This window comes from Mesorhizobium sp. WSM4306, from assembly GCF_007003975.1.
Lineage (GTDB): Bacteria > Pseudomonadota > Alphaproteobacteria > Rhizobiales > Rhizobiaceae > Mesorhizobium.
Map to the genome: position 1 here is coordinate 144,243 of NZ_VFTC01000008.1, position 17,789 is coordinate 162,031.

General features: G+C 63.6%; 21 protein-coding genes and 2 pseudogenes. 12 read left to right on the forward strand and 11 right to left on the reverse strand.

Annotated elements, in window-relative coordinates; genetic code table 11:
• Positions 1 to 25: 25 nt before the first annotated feature.
• Both FJV77_RS12460 and FJV77_RS12465 read left to right on the forward strand, forming a co-directional pair.
• Positions 26 to 295, forward strand: coding sequence for a hypothetical protein (locus FJV77_RS12460; RefSeq protein ID WP_142867091.1), 270 nt, complete (start codon positions 26 to 28; stop codon positions 293 to 295).
• Between the two features lie 146 nt (positions 296 to 441).
• Positions 442 to 747 (forward strand): hypothetical protein, encoded by a 306-nt coding sequence (locus tag FJV77_RS12465; protein ID WP_142867092.1) that lies wholly within the window; start codon positions 442 to 444, stop codon positions 745 to 747.
• A gap of 12 nt (positions 748 to 759) precedes the next feature.
• Here the strand turns inward: FJV77_RS12465 and FJV77_RS12470 are convergent, their stop codons facing one another.
• On the reverse strand, positions 760 to 1,173 hold the full coding sequence (locus FJV77_RS12470; RefSeq protein WP_142867093.1) for a DoxX family protein: 414 nt from the start codon (positions 1,171 to 1,173) through the stop codon (positions 760 to 762).
• 127 nt (positions 1,174 to 1,300) lie between these two features.
• The gene (locus FJV77_RS12475) at positions 1,301 to 1,774 is read right to left on the reverse strand and encodes an Lrp/AsnC family transcriptional regulator (protein WP_142867094.1); all 474 of its coding nucleotides are present in this window, start codon (positions 1,772 to 1,774) and stop codon (positions 1,301 to 1,303) included.
• A 113-nt stretch (positions 1,775 to 1,887) separates the two neighbouring features.
• Between FJV77_RS12475 and FJV77_RS12480 the strand changes: the two genes are divergently transcribed.
• Positions 1,888 to 2,499, forward strand: a complete 612-nt coding sequence (locus FJV77_RS12480; RefSeq protein ID WP_142867095.1) for an alpha/beta hydrolase — start codon at positions 1,888 to 1,890, stop codon at positions 2,497 to 2,499.
• Between the two features lie 256 nt (positions 2,500 to 2,755).
• Here the strand turns inward: FJV77_RS12480 and FJV77_RS12485 are convergent, their stop codons facing one another.
• Positions 2,756 to 3,721 (reverse strand): SDR family oxidoreductase, encoded by a 966-nt coding sequence (locus FJV77_RS12485; RefSeq protein ID WP_142867096.1) that lies wholly within the window; start codon positions 3,719 to 3,721, stop codon positions 2,756 to 2,758.
• A gap of 190 nt (positions 3,722 to 3,911) precedes the next feature.
• Here FJV77_RS12485 and FJV77_RS32340 point away from each other — a divergent pair, with 190 nt between their 5' ends.
• The gene (locus FJV77_RS32340) at positions 3,912 to 4,088 is read left to right on the forward strand and encodes a hypothetical protein (RefSeq protein WP_185970293.1); all 177 of its coding nucleotides are present in this window, start codon (positions 3,912 to 3,914) and stop codon (positions 4,086 to 4,088) included.
• A 184-nt stretch (positions 4,089 to 4,272) separates the two neighbouring features.
• On the forward strand, positions 4,273 to 4,578 hold the full coding sequence (locus FJV77_RS12490; RefSeq protein ID WP_142867097.1) for a DUF982 domain-containing protein: 306 nt from the start codon (positions 4,273 to 4,275) through the stop codon (positions 4,576 to 4,578).
• A gap of 33 nt (positions 4,579 to 4,611) precedes the next feature.
• Here FJV77_RS12490 and FJV77_RS12495 read toward each other — a convergent pair whose 3' ends face one another.
• Positions 4,612 to 5,331 (reverse strand): Crp/Fnr family transcriptional regulator, encoded by a 720-nt coding sequence (locus FJV77_RS12495; RefSeq protein ID WP_142867098.1) that lies wholly within the window; start codon positions 5,329 to 5,331, stop codon positions 4,612 to 4,614.
• 194 nt (positions 5,332 to 5,525) lie between these two features.
• Here FJV77_RS12495 and FJV77_RS12500 point away from each other — a divergent pair, with 194 nt between their 5' ends.
• From FJV77_RS12500 to FJV77_RS12510, 3 genes and pseudogenes are all read left to right on the forward strand, one after another.
• A complete protein-coding gene (locus tag FJV77_RS12500) occupies positions 5,526 to 5,756 on the forward strand; it encodes a hypothetical protein (RefSeq protein WP_142867099.1) in 231 nt (76 codons plus the stop codon).
• A gap of 113 nt (positions 5,757 to 5,869) precedes the next feature.
• A pseudogene (locus tag FJV77_RS12505) lies at positions 5,870 to 6,274 on the forward strand (hypothetical protein); the annotation flags it as partial.
• A 165-nt stretch (positions 6,275 to 6,439) separates the two neighbouring features.
• Positions 6,440 to 6,757: a plasmid stabilization protein gene (locus tag FJV77_RS12510; RefSeq protein WP_142867153.1), complete on the forward strand. Its 318-nt coding sequence runs from the start codon at positions 6,440 to 6,442 to the stop codon at positions 6,755 to 6,757.
• Positions 6,758 to 6,877: 120 nt separating this feature from the next.
• Here FJV77_RS12510 and FJV77_RS12515 read toward each other — a convergent pair whose 3' ends face one another.
• The 5 genes and pseudogenes from FJV77_RS12515 to FJV77_RS32650 form a co-directional block, all read right to left on the reverse strand.
• Positions 6,878 to 8,974, reverse strand: coding sequence for an EAL domain-containing protein (locus tag FJV77_RS12515; protein WP_142867101.1), 2,097 nt, complete (start codon positions 8,972 to 8,974; stop codon positions 6,878 to 6,880).
• A 130-nt stretch (positions 8,975 to 9,104) separates the two neighbouring features.
• Positions 9,105 to 9,662: an RNA polymerase sigma factor gene (locus tag FJV77_RS12520; RefSeq protein ID WP_142867102.1), complete on the reverse strand. Its 558-nt coding sequence runs from the start codon at positions 9,660 to 9,662 to the stop codon at positions 9,105 to 9,107.
• Between the two features lie 102 nt (positions 9,663 to 9,764).
• Positions 9,765 to 9,863, reverse strand: a complete 99-nt coding sequence (locus FJV77_RS33375; RefSeq protein WP_348643823.1) for a hypothetical protein — start codon at positions 9,861 to 9,863, stop codon at positions 9,765 to 9,767.
• Between the two features lie 85 nt (positions 9,864 to 9,948).
• Positions 9,949 to 10,155, reverse strand: a pseudogene (locus FJV77_RS33380) (DUF427 domain-containing protein); the annotation flags it as partial.
• Between the two features lie 45 nt (positions 10,156 to 10,200).
• Positions 10,201 to 10,302, reverse strand: a complete 102-nt coding sequence (locus FJV77_RS32650) for a putative RiPP precursor (RefSeq protein ID WP_210246565.1) — start codon at positions 10,300 to 10,302, stop codon at positions 10,201 to 10,203.
• A gap of 709 nt (positions 10,303 to 11,011) precedes the next feature.
• On the opposite strand from FJV77_RS32650, the gene FJV77_RS12530 reads away from it, so the two are divergent.
• The 4 genes from FJV77_RS12530 to FJV77_RS12545 are packed head-to-tail and all read left to right on the forward strand — an operon-like array spanning position 11,012 to position 15,608.
• Positions 11,012 to 11,503: a spore coat U domain-containing protein gene (locus FJV77_RS12530; RefSeq protein WP_142867103.1), complete on the forward strand. Its 492-nt coding sequence runs from the start codon at positions 11,012 to 11,014 to the stop codon at positions 11,501 to 11,503.
• A gap of 25 nt (positions 11,504 to 11,528) precedes the next feature.
• The gene (locus tag FJV77_RS12535; RefSeq protein ID WP_142867104.1) at positions 11,529 to 12,251 is read left to right on the forward strand and encodes a molecular chaperone; all 723 of its coding nucleotides are present in this window, start codon (positions 11,529 to 11,531) and stop codon (positions 12,249 to 12,251) included.
• On the forward strand, positions 12,223 to 14,640 hold the full coding sequence (locus FJV77_RS12540; protein WP_142867105.1) for a fimbria/pilus outer membrane usher protein: 2,418 nt from the start codon (positions 12,223 to 12,225) through the stop codon (positions 14,638 to 14,640). Before FJV77_RS12535 ends, FJV77_RS12540 begins: the two co-directional genes overlap by 29 nt.
• Positions 14,641 to 14,654: 14 nt before the next feature.
• On the forward strand, positions 14,655 to 15,608 hold the full coding sequence (locus FJV77_RS12545; RefSeq protein WP_142867154.1) for a spore coat U domain-containing protein: 954 nt from the start codon (positions 14,655 to 14,657) through the stop codon (positions 15,606 to 15,608).
• A 182-nt stretch (positions 15,609 to 15,790) separates the two neighbouring features.
• Here FJV77_RS12545 and FJV77_RS12550 read toward each other — a convergent pair whose 3' ends face one another.
• On the reverse strand, positions 15,791 to 16,468 hold the full coding sequence (locus FJV77_RS12550; RefSeq protein WP_142867106.1) for an outer membrane protein: 678 nt from the start codon (positions 16,466 to 16,468) through the stop codon (positions 15,791 to 15,793).
• 312 nt (positions 16,469 to 16,780) lie between these two features.
• Complete coding sequence (locus FJV77_RS12555; RefSeq protein WP_246691238.1) at positions 16,781 to 17,746, reverse strand: AraC family transcriptional regulator; 966 nt, start codon at positions 17,744 to 17,746, stop codon at positions 16,781 to 16,783.
• Positions 17,747 to 17,789 lie beyond the last annotated feature (43 nt).

Here is a 17,789-nt window from a genome sequence, read left to right on the forward strand (position 1 = left end):
CCCTCCGACTCGGGGAGAATGCAGCATGGACAAACCAGCCATGGCATCCGTGTTCAGGATGCGGCATGCGCCAGCCACTGTTTCGGGCGTCCGCAGCGTCGGCCAGGGCCAGGCCGATCCGGTCATCGGCAGAAGGCCGCTCGGCGAAGCGATCCGCTTCGTCATCGACGCCCACCCCCATTACGACATCAGCGCCGTGTCGATCGCCTACGGCGACGGCGCAGCCCCACGCCTCGGCAGCAGGGAGGTCAAGGCGCTGTGGGCCGAATACGGCCGTCGCTGGATGGAAGAGTAGGACCGCACCGGAACCTCGGCATTCGCCTCCCTCTGGATCGGAACAGGCGCTCATGCGTTGACGCTGGAGTTTTGTTTACGCAATTCCGATCGGAAAACCGCTTCACACCTTTCCTGGAATTGCTTTGGCCAATGGGAGCAAACGCCATGAATGTCGCCAATCTGCAACTCGAAGGCCTGCTGATGGCCGTCGCTTCGATCAACCAGGTACTGGTGCGTAAGGGCGTGCTTACCGTCGAGGAGATCGACATCGCCTTGCGCAAGGCCGAGGCCATTGAAACCGGTGAGGAACGGTCTGGCGGCATGTCGGAGTCCAGCCGCGACGCCGTCAACTTCCCGATCCGGTTGCTGGAACTGGCCAATCAATGCCAGCCGGAGACGGACATGCCGTCCTTCTCGAAGCTGGCGCGCATGGTCGGCCAGATGAAGGAACCCTACAACGACCAGATGTGAGGCTCTCCGGTCTCACGCCCTGCCGAGCTTGGAGGCCAGCACGCTGCCCGGTCCATGTACGGCGGCGAACAGCAGGCCGGCGGCGAACGGGAAATGGGACATGAAAGCGCCGAACTCGGCCTGGTTGCCGGCCCAGTGCGACGGGCCGTGGAAAGCAAAGCCGAGGAAGATCACGTAGACTGCGGCGACCAGAGCCGCCGGCGTGAAGAACGCGCCGGTCAGGAAGGCGATCACCAGCAGCGCTTCCAGGATCGCGGCGCACCAGGCCAGAAACAGCGGGAACGGGAAACCGGCGGCGGCGATGTAGCCGGCGGTCATACCCATATCCATGAACTTGAAGGCCACCCCCATCGCGAACATGGCGGCCAGGATCAGGCGAGCGATGAGAATGGCCGCGGTCTGCCACGGCGATTGAACGGTTTCCATAATGTTCTCCTGGGATTGCTAGGGGTTTCGCTCCAAGGACGGGCGGCACGCCGCCGATCCGACATCATCGCGCAAAAATTCTTGGCTGGCAAAACGGGACCTCTTGGCGGCGCGTTGGAATCGCCGCTCAGAGCTTCGCCATCAGCTCCCGCCCCAACCGCTTTGGCGGCTCGGCGCGCAGCACGACATTGGTCGTCACCGCGCCGTAGCGGCCGATGGCGTCGACGATGATTTCGAGGTCGGGCGGCGACGGGACGACGACCTTGACCAGAAAACAGTCCTCGCCGGTCACCCGCAACACCTCGACCACTTCCGGCATGGCGGCGAATTTCTTCAGGCAGGTCTGGATGTGCTCATGCGTGGTGCGCAGGCGGATCATCGCCATGGTGCCGAGACCGAGGGCGGCGGGATCGATCGCCGCGCGGTAGCCGGCGATTATGCCACGCTCCTCCAGCCGCTTCACCCGCTCCGACGTGGCGGGCTGGGACAGGCCGACGCGGCGGCCGAGTTCGGAAACGCCGATGCGGCCATCCTCCTGCATGATCTCGATGATCGCCACATCGGTGGGGTCGAGCCGCGGCCGGTAATCGCCATTTGCCATGTAGACCTTCAATCCATCGGAATTCTTCGCTGCTTTCCGATGATCTCTCATTCCGTGGACGAGGAGAAGACCTAGAATTGGCCGGCATCGTTCACCAGGAGACAGGACATTCCATGACCGACTTCATCATCTTGCCGGGCAGCGGCGGATCGGGCGAGGCCCACTGGCAGACACGCTGGCAGCAGGCCAACCCGGCAATGCGCCGCTTCAGCCCGGCGAGCTGGGACCTGCCGGATTTCGACGACTGGGTGGCAGCGCTGGAAACCGCGGTGTCACAGGCAACAACGCCGCCGGTGCTCATCGCCCACAGCCTCAGCTGCCTGCTGGTGGCGCATTGGCAGACGGTGTCGAGCTGCCAGATCGGCGGCGCGTTCCTGGTTGCGGTTCCCGATCCGGCATCGCCGGTCTATCCGGCTTACGCAATTCCCTTTGCCGACACGCCGCGCGTCCCGTTCCGCTTTCCTTCGCTGATCGTCGCCAGCACCGATGATCCTTACGACCCGCATGGCTATGGCAAGGCGAAGGCCGGGCAATGGGGCAGCGCGCTGCACATCGCCGGGCCGCTCGGCCACATCAACAGCGACAGCGGTCTTGGCGACTGGCCGGAGGGAATGGCGCTGCTTATGGCTTTCGTCGGAAGCGTCGACTTGAAGGGGCATGGTCGAGCATCGGCTGACGCCGGCGGCCGCTCGTCTTCGCACAATGTCCTGAATTCAGCTGGCTAGAAATCCCTCACGCGCCGGCCCCCGCCCCTGTTGCTCCCGTTGCTCCTGCTGCTCCTTCCGCTGCCGCTCGGCATCGGCTTTGCGCTTCGGGCAATCCTCATATTCGTGGTCGCGCGAGCCGCAATAGGAGCAGCATTTTGCCGGCGTCTCGGGGCGAAGCGTGGTGGCCATGCACAAGAATGCACGAAAAGTCATCCGGTTGCAGCAGCTCTACGACGTCGCTGCTCGGATGCGTCACCGCCAGCCTGAGCCGCCCTCAATAGCCGCCGACGATCGGCAGGATTTCGCCGGTGATGTAGCTCGAGCATTGCGGCGAGGCCAGGAACACATAGGCCGGTGCGATCTCTTCGGGCTGGGCCGGGCGCTTCATCGGCGTCTTGGCGCCGAACTGCGAAACATCGGCCGCCTGTTTGTCGGACGGGTTGAGCGGCGTCCACACCGGCCCCGGCGCCACCGCGTTGACGCGGATGCCCTTGCCGATCAGATTGCCAGACAGCGCGCGGGTGAAGGCGTGGATGCCGCCCTTGGTCATCGAATAGTCGACCAGTTCCTTCGAGCCGTCTATGCCGGTGACCGAGCCGGTGTTGATGATGGCCGAGCCCGGCTTCATATGCGCCACCGCCTCCTGAGCCATATGGAAATAGCCGTAGAGGTTGGTCTTCAGCGTGGTGTCGAAATGCTCCTCGGTGAGGTCGGCGAAATCGGCCGAGTGGACCTGGAAGGCGGCGTTGTTGACCAGCACGTCCAGCTTGCCGAGTTGCTTGACCGTGCGCTCCACAGCGCGGCGGCAGAAGGCGCGGCTGGCGACATCGCCGCGCAGCGCCAGGCAGCGCCGGCCCTCGGCCTCGACCGCCTGCCTAGTCACTTCGGCATCCCTGTCTTCGCTGAGATAGACGATGGCGACGTCGGCGCCTTCGCGCGCAAACAAGACTGCCACGGCGCGGCCGATGCCGGAATCGCCGCCGGTGATCAGCGCCACCTTGCCGTCGAGCTTCCTAGAGCCCTGCCAGAACGGCGCATCATAAAGCGGCGCCGGCTTGATCTCGGCTTCCTCGCCGGGCTTGGGATGATGCTGCTTCGGAAAAGGCGGCTCGGGATAGAGCCGGGCGCCGGCCTGCATGGCGGCCGATGATTTAGCCTCCGGCTTGCGGCGATCGTCGGTATCGACCTTGCGTTGCACGCTGCGCTGCTTGCGCACCGCCTTCGAGGTTTTGGTCAGCATGGGTTTCTCCTTCCGTGTCGGAGGACAACGCACTCCAGGCAAAAAGGTTGGCCGGGAAAAAAGGTTGGCGGCAGGCTTTGCGTGAAAGCGCGCGCATTCGTCCGGCCTACATCAAAGTTAAATGCGAGGCACAGGCGTCAGGTGCTAGGTGAGTGCGAAAGGGGGACTCTAAAACTCTAGGGAGGAGTCCATGGAGGTTCGAAATCTGGTTGCCAAACTGTCGGCCGCACTGCTGCGCCGGCGCGCCGCGTCGCCGCCAATACTGTTCAGGCCGATCCGCAACTCGCTCGCAGACATCCCGTTGAAGTCGCAGTCGCGACCGCCCTACCGGCCACGCCAACCGATCCGGCCGGCAAGCAACATGTAGCTTGCGCTGGCCGCAACCACTTTACGATTTCCTCGTTTATGGCGATCCCGTTTACGGAGGCTATCCATGAAATCTATACGGACAAACAATCCCATTCTCGTCCTGGGTGCAGCTGCGTTTCTGGCCGCGCCTTTCGCCGGGCTTTTGTGGCGGACGCGCGAATGGTTCGGATGGTGAATTTCTCATGAGCCGATTTCTTCCCCTGACGATCAAATTCGTGGACTGCAGTACGATGACGGTGTCGTCGATCGCCGACGCCAGGAGGGCGCTGGACGGAAAGTGGAAGAACAAGGACGCTCAGGCCTACAGGGCGGCCGTCAGGCTGGTGGATGATGCGCTGAACGGAATTTGCCGCCCGGCCATCGCCTTTGCCGCTTTCAAGAATGCCGCCGCTCGACAGGGCCTGCTGAAGCCGGCGAAGCCAAGTGCCGCCCTTGCCATGCTCGACGAATTGGCGTCGCTGAACGGACATCATTCAAAGGCCGGCTAAGGCGAAGTCGCGTCCCTTCGGAACGCCGATGACCTACCTCGGCTCGCGGTTCATGCTGAGATAAGTCGGGTCGAACTCGGCGATTTCCACCAGCTGCTGCCAGTCCAGGATCGTCACTATGTAATTTGACCAGCCGATGACGCCGAGTCTTCGCAGCGCGCCGATGACCCGGTTCATGTGGACGATCGACAGCCCCAGCACGTCGGCCAGTTCGGCTTGCGACAAAGGCAGCCGGAAACTCATGCCGTTGGTCTGCTTGACCACTTGAAGCCGGACGAACAGCTCGCACACCAGATGCGCCAGATGCGAGGTCTTGGAGCGCCTGCCCATGGCCACGATCCATTCACGGTGGATGGCGCCGTCGACGAGCGTGTCCAGCCACAGCAACCGGGTCAGATGCGGCGCCTGTTCGGTGATGGCGCGCAGCCGGCTGTGGTCGGCGGCGACGACCCGGCATGGCGAGAGCGCGATGATGCCATGGTCCATGGTCTTGAGCAGAAAGGCGTGCAGGTCGACAAAATCGCCAGGCACCTGCAACGAGGTAAATTGCCGGCCGCCATCCTCCAGCACCTTGTAGCGCGCCGCCAGACCTTCGATGATGAGCGTGCTGTAGCCGGGTCTCGATCCCTCAGAAACGATGTCCTGGCCGGTGGCAAAATCGAGCTCGATGGTCATGGCGCCGGCGAGCAGTCCCTTCTCCTCTTCGGAGAGGGCGTCATGCTGGCCAAGGTTCAGATAGAGTGGCTCTAGCATCGATGGTTTTCCATCCGAATGGGTGGAGGAGGAACTGCTGGGCTCAGCTCAACGCCGCAGATCGGGTGTGGTTGCATCTGTGATGGCGCGCCGGCATTTTGCCCAGACGATTGCGAGAAATCTGTTTAGGAATCAGGCGGATGGAACCATGAGCGAGAAAAGGGATTTACCGTTCTCATGCAGGGATGCCGCACATGGAACGGTTCTACTTCGACCTCTACAACACCGAAAACCAGATCGATGAAGAGGGGCAGCTGTTTCCAAGCCGCGAGCGTGCGGGAGCCGAGGCGCTGCGCATATTGCACGATGTCGCGCGCGACGAGATGCCCGAGGGAGAGCACCGGCGGATCACCGTCAAGATGCTGAACCAGAACAGGGAGCAGATTTTCGAAGCGTCACTGACCATGGCGTCGCTGTGGCGTTGAGCGTCAGCAGGCTGTCGACCCATGGCATGGAACCTCTTGCCCTCCCCTCTGTTTCCTAAGGGAGGCCCAGCGGCAGGAGCTACTGGCCAGCTAATCGATTGGAGGCACGAACCATGTCCCTGCAAAACCTTCATCCCGAGCATGTCGACGACATGCGCAGGCTTGCCTATTCGACATTCGGTCCCGTTCTCATCAGTTCGTTGGCCAAACGACTGGCGCGCAGCCAGGGGACCAAGGAACTGAGCGACGTGGAAAAGTCGCTGATCCGCCTGATCGAAAACGCCGACGTCGATGAGCCGCAAGCCGAGGCAATGAAAGAGTTTGCCATCGAGCTGGTGGTGTCGACGATATCAGAGGCCCGCGCCCACCCAGACAGCAAGAGCGACGTCGAGGCGGTCGGCGAGCGCCGCGCGGAGGGTCGCTCGGAGAATCCCGATACGCTCGAAGAACAGCTTCAATCCGGGCTCGAGGACAGCTTTCCGGCCAGTGATCCGCCGGCCGTTGTGTCGACCTCGATTTCCGGCGGGTCGAAGGATCTTGTCGGCACCGACGAGGTGTTGCGCCGCAAGAAGGAGGCCGCGCAGCGCAAACAGGAAAAGGCCGACGCCAGCTAAGCTGAAGGCTGCTGTCAAGCGGGCATGCGGATGGCGACTGCCCGCATCACGAAAACGAAGGAGGAGACAATGCCGCGTGGAGATAAATCGAAATATACCGACAAGCAGGAGCGTAAGGCCGACCATATCGCCGAAGGCTACGAGCATCGAGGCGTCTCTGAAAAAGAGGCCGAACGTCGTGCTTGGGCGACGGTGAACAAAGACGATGGCGGCGGCAAGAAGGAAGGCGGCTCGGGCCGCGGCAAAGACACCGGTCATCCGGCGGCGCACAAGGGCGGCAGGCTCGGCGGCAAGGCGTCAGCCTCGCGCTCTTCGGCCAGCAAGTCGGCGTCGGCAAAGAAGGCCGCAGCAACTCGCAAGCGTAACGATACCCACGCGCACCGCTGAGTGCCGATCTCCCCCAAAGGAAGATTCTGCCTCAGCGGCAAATGCCGATGTCGTCTTGCGGTCGGCCGAGGTGACCGAATTTCTTACCAGCGAGTTGCCACTTCAACTGAACTCGCCGTTTCAGCCGAACCGCTTGCGCGGCGCCTCGGCGCTCGCCCTTGCCACGATCGCTTTCAGCGGCTCCGGCCGGTGCAGCAGAAAACCCTGGCCGTAGGCGACGCCCATGTCGCGTAAAATGTCGAGCGCGGCCTGCTGTTCGATCTTTTCGGCGACCACCGAACAGCCGAGGCTCCTGGCGATGCCTGAAATGGCCGAGACGATCTCGCGGTCGAAGCGGCTTTGCGCAATGTTCTGGATGAACGAGCCGTCGATCTTGATCTGATCGACGGGAAAGCGGCGCAGATATTCGAACGAGCTCATGCCGGCGCCGAAATCGTCGAGGCTGACACGGCATTGCCGCTCGCGCGCCTTGCGCACGAACTGTTCGGCGGCGTCGAAATTGGTGACGGCCGCCGTCTCGGTGATCTCGAAGCCGATGCCGGAATGCGGCGCCCCGGTCTCGGCGATGACGGCGTCGACGAAATCCCACAAAAGCGGGTCGCTCAGCGTCTGCGCCGACAGGTTGAAGCCGAGCGTGATGGCGCCCGATTTCATGGCCGGGCCGTGCTGCGACAGTGCGGTCCTGATGATCCAGCGGTCCAGCCGCGAGGCAATGCCGAAGCGCTCGGCAACCGGAATGAACTCGCCCGGCGGGATAAGCTTGCCGCTGCGCCCGGCAAGCCGCGCCAGCACTTCGACATGGCGGCTCTGCCGCCAGGGGAGACCCAGCAGGTGGATTTCCTGGCCGAACGGTTTCAACCGTCCGTCATCCATCGCGTCGACGGTGTCGGCGGCGACACGCGCCGCGTTGAGGCCGCCGGAACCCGACGCCGCGTCGGCCGAAAACACCGCGAAGCGGTTGCGCCCGGCCGCCTTGGCGGCGTAGCAGGCGTCGTCGGCGCAGGCCAGCGCATCGGCTACCGTCGTGGCGGTGTCGTCGACAAAGGCGATGCCGATGCTGGCCGCGAGCTTGCGCGACGTCACCGGCAGGCCAAGGTCGGCGTCGCTAACCGCCGTAAGAATGGCGTCGGCCAGCGTCTCGGCCGCGGCCGGTTCGCAATTGGGCACCAGCAGCGCGAACTCGTCGCCGCCAAGGCGCGCGGCACGCGCCGATGCCGGCAGGCAGCCCAGGATGGCGGCGGCGATGCCCTTCAGCGCCAGGTCGCCGGCGGCGTGGCCGGCAAAATCGTTGAGCGCCTTGAAGTAGTCGAGATCGACATAGAACACCGCCAGCGGCAGCAGCCGCTCCGTTGCGATGTGTTCGGCCAGCAGCCGGTCGAAGGCGGCGCGGTTGAACAGGCCGGTCAGCGCATCGTGGTGCGCGGCATAGGCGAGTTCGCGTTCGCGCTTCTTGTCCTCGGTGATGTCGCGCACGGTGCCAAGGATCTGGCCCGCGGTCTCAGGGGCCGCGATGAAGCGCACCAGCGATTCGACATGGCGGATTTCGCCGTCGCGCCTGACGATGCGGTATTGCGAGGCGACAACTCCGTCTGACGCAAGCGGCGCCCGATGGGCGCGCTCGGTGGCGACCTTGTCGTCGGGGTGCAGATAGGTGTGCCAGAGGTCGGCGGTCACCTCGTCAGTGTCGGCCACGAGGCCGAATATCTCCCTGGTGCGGGCGTCCCAATAGCTCTTGTTGGCATCGATATCGTGATGCCAGATGCCGGTGCCGCTGGCGGCCAGCGCCAGGCGGAAGCGCACATTGACCCGCTCCAGTTCGGCTTCGGCCTCTTTCTGCCGGCTGATGTCGGTCTGGACGCCCATCAGCCTGACCGGCTTGCCTGTCTCGTCACGCTCGACGATGCCGCCGCGGTCCAGCACCCAGATCCAGTGGCCGTCCTTGTGCTTCAGGCGCAGCTCGGTCTCGATCGATGCGCTCAGGCCGGCAATGTGGCGCTCGCCGCTGGCCAGCGCCCGCGCGCGGTCGTCGGGATGCGTCAGCTTCAGCCAGAGATCGCTGGTATTGGCAAGCTCGCCATCCTTGTAGCCGAGCATTTGCGACCAGGTCGGCGAATAGAAACACTCGCCGCTCAAAATATCCCAGTCCCATACGCCGAGATGAGCGCTTTCGAGCGCCAGCGCCCAGAACTCGCTCTTGCGTCTTTTCTCTTCAGCCATGCCCTGGTTTCGTCCACCCCATTCCCGCCATTATAGACGGAAGCAGACAAGAAACCGTTACCGGCTCGCCCGTACGAGGCGCTATCGGGCCGTATCATGCCGTGTGGCGTGATCATGCGACGGGGGTTCGTCATGCCATGGGCGCTCTGATGGGAGTCGTCCGGCCCGGACCGGGCTCGACGATCCTTATCGCGCGGCGGCGCGAATTGTCGTCGAGCAGGCCGCGCAGTTCCTCACGGCCGCGCGCAATGCGCGACATCAGCGTGCCGGCCGGCACGCCGAGCATCTCGGCGGCCTCGGCGTAGGAAAAGCCCTCGATGGCGACCATGGTCAGCGCGGCACGGCGGTCGGGGCTGATCGCCTGCAGCGCGTCGATAATCTCGCGGGCCGCGACATTCTCCAGCTGGTCGGCGGGAGAGGCTTGCACCTCGCCGGCTTCCAGCGGCAGCATCAAGGCCTCGCCACGCCGGTTCACCTTGCGCATCTGGTCGATGAACAGATGATGCATGATCGTGAACAGCCATTTTCGCGGGCTCTCTCCCGTCTGCCAGTTGTCCAGCCGCAGCAGCGCCCGTTCCAGGCAGTCCTGGACGAGATCGTCGGCGGAATCGCGGTCGCGCAGCAGCGAGCGCGCATAGCGCCGCAGACGCGGGATTTCGTCGAGGATGGCTCTCTGCTTTTCGTCCATGACCTTGTTGTCTTTGTTTCGGCATGCCGTTGCCGCAGAACCGCAGCGCCCTCGGTCAGGTCCGAGGGCAGCTTTGGCCGGCATGAAAATCGCTACCCGCGTTCAGCGCGGCGTGGCGTCGATGGTGACCCTGTCGGGATAGAAGGCGCCGTGGTTGCGGATAGCCGCCATCTCGTCGAAAGGCTGCACGTAGGCCCACATCGCGTCGCTGCCGACCTCGGGCCGCCGGCAGCACGTTCCAGTAGCTGGCGACGCCCTTGTAGGGGCACTCGGTCGACAGATCGGCCTTCGCCAGCTTGCGGAAGTCGATGTCTTCGAACGGGATGTAGAATGAGAAGGGATAAGGCGGCTCGGTCACTATTTTGGCTTTCGCCGACGAGGCGATGATGGCGCCATTGGCAAACACGACGACACGTCCCTTGAAGGGCTCGACAGTGATCACCTTGCCCGGATTGCGCCGAAAGCCGGGTGATGGGTTCGCATGCTGATCCATGGCCGTTCTCCTTGTCAGCGGTGGGTTTGATGCCGATCGAAGGCGTCAGCTGCCGTTTTCGACGGGGCCCGACAGGATGATCACTGCCGTGACGCGGGTCAGTTTTTCGCGCTTCTGAAGCGTTGGCTTCTCGTATGTCTTCTTCATCGTTCTTCCTTTTCTTGACGTCTGCAGCCGGTCCGCGCGGCTACCGGTCCGCGCGGCTACCGGTGTGCGATCATGGCTCGAAGGGACAACAGGCGCATCTCCCGCCCGGCCGATGCGCTGCCGCCGGAAATCGGGGCGAGCGTGGCAACAATGATTCGCAAATGTCTCCCGGCGATCCGACGGCGGTGGATTTATCTCGGCCGGCACAGCCGTGCTTGGGCTGGGCGGAACACGGTTTTGGGGAATGCCGCCCTGGCAGCACGATTGCCAGGCTTGGGTGGCCGGAACAGCGTTTCGGGCCATGCGGACCAGCGGCGACGGCGACGGCCGCTTGGCGTCGGCATACGCTGCGAAATAATCGATATTAAGAGACGGGAGGTCACACTCTATAAAATCAAGATGCTTCGATACCGATTTCCGCCTTTTCATCACAAAAGCCAAAATAAATTATCGACAGCCGAATTTTGACTTCCAAAATATGTCGATTTTACCTCCGTTAACCAAATATTAACCAAAGTTATCTGATAGTCCTGTAGTTATTAATCTGTTGCAATCCGAATCTAAGTCGTAATAATCATCACGAAGTTCGCTTTTGATATTACCGATATGGTGATGTCTTTGCGAAACACGTAGCGGGAGGAGCTGCAGGGGTGAAATCCGGGTCAAGGCCGTTTCGCGAGGAACGGTCTGCCCGACGGAGGACATACGCATGAGATTGCTGAAATACGCGCTGCTGGCGGGAGCATCGTTGTTTTCAACCCTGCCCGCGATCGCCGCCACCGCGTCCGGCAGCATGACGGTGCGCATCACCATTATCGACGAATGCAAGGTCCAGACGGCAAGCGATCTTGATTTCGGCACTCACGGCGTCATCGATGCGAATGTCGACCAGACAAGCACCATTGGCGTGCAATGCACGACCGGCAAGACCTACGATGTGGGTCTGGGTGTCGGACTTGGCGCGGGCGCGACCACCGCGGTCCGCAAGATGACCGGACCGGCGTCGGCGACAATCAACTACACGATCTACAGGGAAAGCACCCGCACACAGCTCTGGGGGACAACGATTCCCACCGAAACGGTTTCGGGAACCGGCAATGGCAGCGTGCAGAACATCACTGTCTATGGCCGTGTTCCAACGCAAACGACGCCGGCGGCAGGCGTCTACACCGACACCGTTGCGATCACCGTAACCTACTGACCGACGACGCCACGACGAGGACGATATGCGATCCATGCTTTCATGCATTGGCGCCACGGCTGTTCTGTTGCTGTGCGCCGGTCTCACGCACGCCGCCTCGCTCAGGGTGGCGCCGACAGGTCTCGAGTTGATCGCGCCCGACAGCGCGGCGGTCCTCAACCTCAGCAACGATGACACCAAGCGGCCGATCAATGTGCAGATCAGGGTCTTCGCATGGAGCCAGTCCGGCGGCATCGAGACGCTGACGCCAACCACGGACGTGGTCGCCAGCCCGCCATCGACCAAGCTCGGACCCAACGCCCAATACGTGGTTCGCGTGGTGCGCGTCTCGAAGGCGCCGGTGCGGGCCGAGGAAAGCTACCGCGTCATCGTCGACGAACTGCCGGACCCCTCGCGCAAGAAGGCCGGTACGGTTGCGCTTGCGCTGCGCTATTCGGTGCCGGTGTTTTTCCGCAACGCCGACGCAGCCGCGCCGGCGATCGCGTGGAGCCTTTCGCGCAATGGCGGCAGCCTGATGCTCATCGCCAGCAACAGCGGCGAGAGCCGCTTTCGCCTGTCCAACCTGACGCTGACCCAGGGCGGCAAGAAGCTCGGCAACCGGAACGGGCTTGTCGGCTATGTGCTGGGCGGCGCGACCATGCAGTGGCCGATCGGCAGCAGCAAATCACTGTCCGCGGGCTCCGTGCTTTTGAAGGCACAGAGCGATCTTGGACCCTTCGATGCCAAAGTTGCCGTCAAGGGCCGCTAGCACTGCGATTGTCGTCGCGCTCGCGACTTTCACACCTTGCCCGGCAGTGAACTCGCAAGAGCTGCCGGCCGTGACGAACCCTGAAGAGCCTGATCCCGTTTCGCCCGCCGGGCGCAGCCTCTATCTGGAGGTGTTCATCAACGACGCCTCTACGAAACTGATCGGCAATTTCACCGAAATGCCGGATGGCGGCCTGGCATCGACGCCGCAAGAGCTGAAGGAGGTCGGGCTGAAGCCGCCGAAGGGTGCTGCCGACGCCGCCGGCCTGGTCAGGCTCGACCAGCTGGCGGACGTGTCGTTTCAGATCGACGAGGCGGCGCAGCGCCTCTACGTCACCGCCGCCAATGACAGCCGCGAGGCGCGCATCGTCGATCTCGGCTTGCGCTTGCAGGACCGGCCGGCGCCGCAATCGGGCTACGGCACGGTGCTCAACTACTCGCTGTTTGCCAGCTCAAACACACTGTTCGACGGCGACAACGAGCTGTTCCAGGGCATCTCGGGCGGCTTCGACGCGCGTGTGTTCAGCCCTTATGGAACGCTCAGCCAGTCGTTCATCGCCGGCTATTCCGACGGCAGGCTCGGCGGCTTCAGGCGGCTCAACACGACCTGGAGCTATTCCGACCCCGACCGGCTGATGACCTACCGGGCCGGCGACTTCGTCTCCGGTGGCCTGTCGTGGACGCGTCCGGTCTATCTCGGCGGTGTCCAGGCGCAGCGCAATTTCAGCCTGCGCTCGGATCTGGTGACATTGCCCCTGCCCTCCTTCGGCGGCACGGCGGCGGTGCCGTCGACGCTCGAAGTCTATACGCAAAACGTGCGCACCTATTCCGGCGACATCCAGCCCGGACCTTTCCAGGTCACCAATCTGCCTGTGTTCACCGGCGCCGGGCAGGCGCAGGTGGTGCTGCGCGACAGCCTCGGGCGCGAGACCACCGCCACCTTGCCGTTCTATGCCTCCAACATGCTGCTGCGCCAGGGACTGCTCGATTTTTCCGTCGAGGCGGGCATGGCGCGGCGCAATTTCGGCATCTCCTCCGACAACTATGATGGCCGCGTCATGGGCGCCGCCACGGCGCGCTACGGCATGAGCGACCAGCTGACGCTGGAAGCCCATGCCGAGGGGGGTGCTGATCTGATCAATGGCGGCATTGGCGCTGCCTTTCCGCTCGGCCCTTACGGTGCGGCGTCGGCGGCCGTGGCCGGCAGCCATCATGACGGGCGCACCGGCTCGCTGGTCGATGCCAGCGTCGAATTCGGCTATGACGGCTGGGCGATCAACGCCCATATGCAGCGCGCCTTCGGCGGCTATGAAGACATCGCCTCGGTGACGGCGCAGCCGGTTCTCGACCCAGACGACTTCACGCGTTTCAGCGCCGGCGTGCCGCGCGCGGTGGACCAGGTGACGCTCAGCGTGCCGATGCCGATCGATTTCTCCAGCCTCAATCTCTCCTACACCCATTTGAAGAGCGCCGAGGGCGAACCCAGCCAGATCGTCGGCCTCTCCTACAGCCAGGCGATCTTCAAGCGCAGCACGCTCTATGCGACCGCCTTCGCCGATCTCGACGACGACAGCAGCTATGGCGTGTTCGCCGGGCTTTCGATCCCGTTCAACGACGACATCACGGCCTCGACAGGCGTCGAGCAAGGGCCTGACGGCTTCAATGTCGTTGCCGACCTAGCCAAGTCCGAACAGGCGGAGGTCGGCAGCATCGGCTGGCGGCTGCGCACGTCGGAAGGTGAAACGCCCAACCGCTCGGCATCGGTCAGCTATCGGGCGCTGTTTGCGCGCCTGGCGGCCGCCGCGCAGCAGTTCGACAATGATGTTCGCGTGACCGGGCAGATGGACGGCGCCATTGCGGTCGCCGGCGGCGGCGTGTTCGCCACCAACCGCATCGACGATGCCTTTGCCGTCGTCGATGTCGGCACGCCTGACGTCGAGGTGCTGCATCAGAACAGGCCGGTCGGAAAGACCGACAGCAAAGGCCGCATCCTGGTCACCGGGCTCAATTCGTATGAGCTGAACACGGTCTCCATCGACCCCAAGAACCTGCCCGTCGATGCCGATGTCCCGACCACCAAGGAGACCGTCGTCCCGGCCGACCGCAATGGCGTGGTGCTGAAGTTCGGCGTGTCGGAGGCGGCGCAGGCAGCCCTTGTGACGCTCGTCGATGCGAGCGGAACGCCGCTCGAAGCCGGGCTGTCGGGACGCCTCGACGGCGGCGCGGAAGACTTCGTCGTCGGCTATGACGGGCAGGCCTACATCAAGGGTCTCGCCCGGCAGAACTCCATACAGGTCGATCGCGGCGACGGCAGTTCGTGCCGGGCGACCTTCCCCTTCGAGGCGGTGCGCGGCCGGCAAGTGACGATCAAGGACGTGGTGTGCCAATGACAATGCCGGGCCAAATGCTGCGCGCCGTCCTCGTCGCTTTCCTGACGCTGCTGCCGTCGCTCGCCCTGGCGCAAAGCTGCAGCTTTACCGTCACCAATATGAATTTCGGCGCTGTCGACACGCTGTCGGGCTCCGCGGCGACATCGACGGCCACCCTCAGCGTGACCTGCAGCGGCAGTTTGCCATTGCTGCTGCCCATCCTCGTCTGTCCGCATCTCGCCGCCGGCACCGGCGGCGCAACCTCGGCGGCAGCCAGGCAGATGCTGAGCGGCGCCAACAGCCTCGACTACCAGATCTATTCGGACCCGGCGATGAGTGTCGTCTGGGGCTCCTACGCCTGGGCCTATGCCTCGCGCCCGCCGCCGCTGCTGCTGAGCCCCAGTGTCCTGGGCAACTCATCCGGCACCTTGACGCTCTATGGCCGGGTTCCCGGCGGGCAGGCGACCGTTCCGCCCGGCACCTATCTGTCGACGTTTTCGACCGGGCCGGTCGAGTTCCGCTACCGGACAACCCTGCTGGGCAGCAATTGCGACACCGGCTTGGGCACCCTGGCCGCCTCTCCGACCTTCACCATCAACGCGACGATTGCGGCCAACTGCCTGGTCACCACCCAGAACATCGATTTCGGCTCCAAGGGCGTGCTCGACGCCAATGTCGACGCCACCGGCCAGGTCTCGGTCACCTGCACCCCGTCGACCGCCTACACAGTTTCGCTCGATGGCGGTACCACCGGCGGCACGCCGACCACCCGCAAGATGTCGAAAGGCGCCGAGCGGGTCACCTACGGCCTCTACAAGGACAATGCGCGCACCCAGCCCTGGGGCGATGCGGGAACGCCGGGAAGCATGGTGGCCGGCACCGGCACCGGCGCGGCGCAGCCGCTCACCGTCTACGGCCGCGTACCGCCGCAGACAACGCCCTCGGCCGGCGTCTATACCGACACGGTTGTGGTGACCATCACCTATTGAATGCCTGGCGCCCGGACCGGCCATGGCGCCGACGCCGCCGAGGGGCGGCATCACGATCACTTCGCCCGACATCATCGGCCGGTGCGGGCATCCAGCATCAGCCGATCGGCTCACTCACACCGGTCAATTCGTGCGTCACGTGCAAAACCCGGAGCGAGTCCGAGATTTGACTCGCCAGCGTATCAGAACTTGTAGCTAAGGCCGGCCCGGATATCGTGCGTCTGGAGATCGACGTCCGCAGCCGTACCAAGACCAGCTGCGATCGAGAGAGGCTTGCTGCCGAAGTCGGTGTAGCGATATTCGACGCGAGCGATCCACTTGTCGGTGAAGGCGTGCTCGACGCCGGCGCCAGCCGTCCAGCCAATATGGGTTTCGTCGTGGAATGGTATTGTACCGCCGGGGCCCGTGCTGATCGCAGTCACTTCATACTTGGCCGCGGCCACGCCCGCAGTGATGTAAGGCATGGTCCGATCGAAAGCATAGCCGGCCCGTAGCCGGGCCGACCCCGACCACTTGAGTTCGCTCTTGAGCAACGCGCCAGCACCGGCAAAAGTCGTCAGACTGTCTACATTGCTGTAGGCAATGTCAGCCTCGGCACCGAGCACGAAGCGGTTCGCCATTTCCTGATTGACGCCGATATGGATGCCGCCAATAAAACCGTCCGGATCGAGCGAAGCTTCAATGGCACTGGTGGGGATGGAAAGGTCGGATTTTCCGGCCGCGTAACCGAAGTGAACGCCGGCATAGAGGCCTGACCAGTCATACTCGGCGGCAACGGGCGAGGTTTCATTGATGTCCGCCGCGGACGCGATGCCGACAGGCGCGAGAATGAAGGCTGTGGCGAGAAGAATCGTTTTCACTGTTTGCTACCCCGATGATGTTGCGTCCCCCGGTCGTGGAAATGCTCCGCGGCGATCCGGGCGTTGTCGAGGTTTTGCATTGTTCGCCGGCGGCGTCTTGGGCTGAGCCGCACTGGAATTGTCCTGGAAAGCGCTGCGGCACTTGCGCGATCAGTGTGGCCGTTCGGCATCAGGTGATGGGGCTTGCAAAGCGTTCGAACGAATTCAACCGACGCGCTGAGACTCTTCTTTTTTATGAATGTGGAGATCCCAAAACGGCTCCGCACCCTCCAGTCTGAGGGCGAGGATGTGCCTTCGGGCGACATGGGTCTTTTAGCGGGCGTTGCTCGGTGTCGAGCCGAAGCGACGGCGGAAACAGCGATTGAAGTAGGATATGTCGGAGAAGCCGCTGAGCAATGCGATCTCGCTGATCCGCATCCGGTCGTTGCGACGGTCGGCCAGCATGCGATGAGCCCTCTGCAGGCGCAGTTCGAGAACGCGCTCGGCGAAACTCGTCCCGGTCTCCTGCAGGAGATCATGAACATAGCGCGGGGATAGCCGCAGTTGCTGGGCGACGCGCTGGGCCGAAATGGCGGGATCGGCGAAATTGTCCCGGATCTTGTCCAGGATGGCCTGCAGCCTTGCCGCGCGCAGCCCGCGCAGTCCCGCCAGCTCGGCGGGCTCGCCCTTCGCTCCGGTCGCCAGGCCGATCAGGTCGACGATCGTTTCGGTGGCATGGGTGACCAGCTCCGGCGAGACCAAGGCGGGTCCCGATCCCAGAAAGCTGCAATAGCGCTTGAGCATATCGAGCGCCTCATTGCCGGCGCCGATGGTCAGCGCCAGCCGGTCGTCGATATTGGCGAAGGCTTTCTCCAGGGTTTCGCGGGGTACCACCACATTGGCCCAGATGTTCCAGTCGCTGCCGGACATTTCCAGCGCTTCCGAAGCCGAGACCAGCGCGGCTTCGCCCTTGCCCACACTATAGTCACGACCGACCTGGGCACCCGTCAGCAGTGTGCCGCCATTGTTGACCAGCAGCAGATAGCCGTCGCGCCCATCGTCGGCGATATTGCGCTCCTTGCGGCTGGCATGCTGGATCGTTCCGGCCATCTGCCCGAGCACCACCGGCCCGACGGCGGTCGCTTCGATTGCCGCCTCGAACGGCCGGTTGCCGGAGATGGCATATTCGACCGACCAAATCTCGGCGACATGGATGTCCTGCCAGAGCGCGAAACGCGAGCGATCGTCGAGATGCGCCGGCAGGTCGACCGACGAGAAGACATTCTTTTTCAAGGACAACCGCGTCTTTCTGCGTGCGCGTCTTCAGTCGGAGGCGCAACCT